The sequence below is a fragment of the Pseudomonas sp. ES3-33 genome (genome assembly GCF_000952175.1).
GTDB classification, from domain to species: domain Bacteria; phylum Pseudomonadota; class Gammaproteobacteria; order Pseudomonadales; family Pseudomonadaceae; genus Aquipseudomonas; species Aquipseudomonas gregormendelii.
The window spans coordinates 1-3,611 of record NZ_JZRI01000098.1 but is presented as its reverse complement, the minus strand read 5'-3'; the positions used below and the strand labels follow the sequence as shown (position 1 = coordinate 3,611).

5 protein-coding genes are annotated in these 3,611 nt (G+C 52.9%); all 5 read right to left on the bottom strand.

The features are described 5' to 3' along the window. Positions 1-64: 64 nt before the first annotated feature. Positions 65-1,057 carry a hypothetical protein gene (locus UB23_RS17260; protein ID WP_236695865.1) on the bottom strand — a complete coding sequence of 331 codons (993 nt, stop codon included), beginning with the start codon at positions 1,055-1,057 and terminating at the stop codon, positions 65-67. Between the two features lie 2 nt (positions 1,058-1,059). Beyond that, positions 1,060-2,193 carry a nucleoid-associated protein gene (locus UB23_RS17255; RefSeq protein ID WP_045060514.1) on the bottom strand — a complete coding sequence of 378 codons (1,134 nt, stop codon included), beginning with the start codon at positions 2,191-2,193 and terminating at the stop codon, positions 1,060-1,062. 284 nt (positions 2,194-2,477) lie between these two features. After that, on the bottom strand, positions 2,478-2,729 hold the full coding sequence (locus tag UB23_RS30800) for a BPSL0761 family protein (protein WP_409339150.1): 252 nt from the start codon (positions 2,727-2,729) through the stop codon (positions 2,478-2,480). A gap of 289 nt (positions 2,730-3,018) precedes the next feature. Further along, a complete protein-coding gene (locus tag UB23_RS30795; protein ID WP_404942396.1) occupies positions 3,019-3,411 on the bottom strand; it encodes a DUF6957 family protein in 393 nt (130 codons plus the stop codon). 104 nt (positions 3,412-3,515) lie between these two features. Next, a partial coding sequence (locus tag UB23_RS17245) for a transposase domain-containing protein (RefSeq protein WP_045059740.1) occupies positions 3,516-3,611 on the bottom strand: 96 nt, incomplete at its 5' end.

The window sequence follows — 3,611 nt, the reverse complement described above, 5'->3', positions numbered from 1 at the left end:
TGAATAATCCTGCGTTGCTGCCTGCCTTAAGGGTGGCCGGATGAGCGTGGAATGGGTGGCCGGATCATCGTGGAATCAGTGGCCGGATGTTTATGGAATAGGTGGCCGGATGGCCGTGGAATCCGCACACAGAGACCACTGCTAGCCCAAGGACAAGAATAAAACCTTCGAATTTTGAGGTTGTTTTCTCCAGCACGACCAGACCCGCTAACGATATCGGCAGGGCAAGCATCTTTCCCGCGATGTCGCCCAGTACTCCACTAAGCTTAGTGCCATAGTCGATTTCAGCCTGGGCCACCTCGCGCCGGGCCCGCTCAAACGAGAAGCTATAGACGTAGGTTTGCAGATTCGCACGGTACGTGGCGAGGACCTCCCGCCACTCCCGCACGATCACCAAGAACAGATTCGGCTCGCTCTCAAACTTCTCGATGACGCTCGCCACCGCCATCCGAATCATCAATTTTCGTTCGGAGAGGTGCGCCTTGTTTTCGTTTTTTCGATTGAGTATTTCTTCCAACAAACTCAGGTGGTTGAGCTCATAGTCAAGAACCTTGACGTCAACCTGGGTAGGCAACAGAAAAGTTCTCGGAGGCTTAGCCCCATCGGGAGGCAAGGCAAAAAACAGGTTATAACCATCTGGACTGCTGTCTTTGTCGACGCCGATCGCTAGCAGTGCAAGCAGCTCGATCATCCGGCAGACGCGCCTGAGCGCCTTAATCGCCGAAGGTTCGGTGTCATCACTATCCGCCCAACTGAGCTCAACAATGTACACGTTGCTCGGAAATTGGCCCTTGCCCAATGAGCCATTGCGAGCGACAAACTCGCCTAAGTTCGCGTAGAACCGGCCCGACTCGTTCGATGGCAAGCGAAACTCAATATCGAGAGAGTCAGCTTCTTCAGAGCAATGCTCGAACTTGCCATAAGCTGCGGGCAGGTCATCACACATTCGCAACGCACCGATAATGTCGGGCGTTGGCCTCCCCTGATAGCGGATGACCCCATCCTCAATGGTGGGCGCTCCGAGGGTACGGTAGAGAGCTACCACATTGGAAAACATTCTTAGCCAGCCCTAGCCAGCAATTCTTTCTCGATCACACCAACCAGTTCGGCAGTCAGATTGGACAGGGTCAACTTCTTCCGTCCCTCATCATAGTAAACGTCTGCGGCCGGATCCTTACCTAACGCTCCACGCTCGAATTGCAACGACCAGTTAGCAGCGTCCCCCTTGATACGGGTCTTCTCTTTCAGCGATTTCGCATTGACCGTAAAGTCGTCCGGCACCTTATGTTTCTCACTATTCAAATAGTCTTTCAGCCCAACGATTTCATCCACTAAGTCAGCGGGTACGTGTGCGACAGCGACGTGGCAGATGGCGTCCAGGCGTGCGGACTTACCTGCGGCCAACTGCTCCTCCAGATATTTGATCACCGCCTCTTTGGCCTTATAACCAAAGCTTTTTAACGCTTTGTTGTCGCGAAAAAACCGGGCAACGTTATCAATGGCATTTTTGGTAGCGCGTCCGGAGGCCACTCCTTTCGCACAACCCAGTGCAGAAATGAAATAGTCAGATGCCTGACTATCACGGCCGCGGCTGATGAAGCACAGGTAGGTTGAATCCACTTCATCCTCCGCGTCATCCTCATCCTGCTCAGGCGCAGCAGCGGCCGCAGCAGCCATAGCCTTTATGGCCACGAAGCTAGCCAAGTTGATCCTGGCGGCCTGCTGAACCTTGTTGAGATCGACCTCTTGAATTTCCTTCGGCACATAGTTTTCGTCCAGCTGAATACCACCGCGCTCCTTCATGCTGGCGACCAGGAAAAAGTCGGTTGCGCCCGAGGTGTACTGGGCGCAAAGGATGTGTCCACCAGTCGACAAGACTTGATTACCGGCTTGCTCCACCAGTTGGTCCATTGCCAAGTGGGTCAAGTCGATAAATTGCGCTTCATCATCTTGTACTTCTACGAACGCGGTGAAGCGCTCTGGAAACGGCCCCTGACGGTCATCATTGGCAAACTGTCCATAGACCACGCTGTTGCCTTCTTTGCCGATGAGGCCGTGGATGCCATTGACCAGAAAATGCAACGCAGGATTTTCAGTATCGAGCGCCACATCCTTCTTGACCACCTCGGAGATAAAGCTGGTCTTGGCCAGCTTCTTGAAGCTGTGAATAATGGCAGTTTTCAGTGTGATCATAGGTCGAATTCCGTTCCGATAGTATCAATATGGAATCACTGAAAATAACACCTTACCCAACAAACTTCAGGGCTTATCTCGGCACATGACACCGCCTAAGGGCTTCAACACTTAGGCAATGAGTAAGGCCGCAAGAACCCATTAACTGTACATGCATACAGCATAAGAATCTATGCCGTTCATCAACACGAGGGTCGGAGCGTTGAAGCGCGGACAGCACCATCGCGGATTGCCACAGACCATGGTCTCTATCATAGACTCAGTCTGAGGAAGTTTTTCCAGCCTTATCCGTCAGTGCTGGAGCTCAACTGGGGAGTGTGGACCACTATCGCGAACTCTCGCGTTGGATCGCTCGGACCCTTTGTTTGAAGCAGCTCTTCGAAGGAGCCGATCCCAAAGATCACCCATGGTTCTGGGTAATGCCGCAGGAGGCGTTTTGCCTGCTGACGAACAGATTCTGGGAGAGTCTGATCTCTGGACAGCTCACGCAAGAACTCGCCTGTTTGGACGATACTCCGGGTACGCTCGCAGGGCATAGTCATGTGTTGCCACTCCGCTAGAATTTGCGCTTAACCTTAGAAAACCAACCGCCATCGCCGAGGATTCTGGGGGTGTGAACCATTCGTTTGAATTATAGCAAGCACGCCGCTCGGCTCCTCTGAAGTAGACAGGCTACCCCCTATCAAGCCAAGTTCTAGGGGGCGATTGCTGATACGTGGCCAACACTAAGTCTTGGTAAGCACCGGAAAAATATAGGGATGGCTGAGGCGGACGAAACCTAAAACGCTGAACGTCGATGACTGCCACATTGCGCACCAGTGACTTTCAGTACAGGCTCTGCGCGACGTCCAGGTCTGTTCGTACCCTTCGACCGGGTCCCATCAACACATAAACGGTGTTTTTTGTCTCGAACAGGCAATCATGGGTGAACGAAACCCCCAATGAAGTTCTTACCCAGTGACCGCGAGGGAAACGTCCTTTGCTATCGTGGATAACACATAAAGCGTTGACCAAAGTAGGAGTGACTCCTCTTCTAGCAACGGCGTTTAACTGACGGGGGGAGACCGCTATATCAACCACTGTCCAGTCAGCGACTAGACAATAGGCGCGTCCAGGGAAGTAAAATCCGACCAGTGCCAAGGCGTCTGAATGAGCTAGCTCACATCCAGGTAGTTTTTCGCCACCGGAAAGCAGTTCGGCTAGGCCCTCAAGATTCATTCGTCCCTCCGACCCACTTCAAAAATCGAGTCGAACTATCAATCACACCAGTCAGCATAGCTGCCCGTAAAACGTAAGCGTCCGCCGAAGTCACCTTGCGTGACTCAGGCGGGCATCCACCGATGCGGCAGCAGTTGATCAATCTCACTGGCACGCTGCGTCGGCAGCCGCGTCAGTACATCTTTGAGATAGGCATACGG

Coding starts and splice junctions, on each gene's coding strand:
- UB23_RS17260 (WP_236695865.1), bottom strand. CDS start 1,057: ATGTTTTCCAATGTGGTAGCTCTCTACCGTACCCTCGGAGCGCCCACC.
- UB23_RS17255 (WP_045060514.1), bottom strand. CDS start 2,193: ATGATCACACTGAAAACTGCCATTATTCACAGCTTCAAGAAGCTGGCC.
- UB23_RS30800 (WP_409339150.1), bottom strand. CDS start 2,729: ATGCCCTGCGAGCGTACCCGGAGTATCGTCCAAACAGGCGAGTTCTTG.
- UB23_RS30795 (WP_404942396.1), bottom strand. CDS start 3,411: ATGAATCTTGAGGGCCTAGCCGAACTGCTTTCCGGTGGCGAAAAACTA.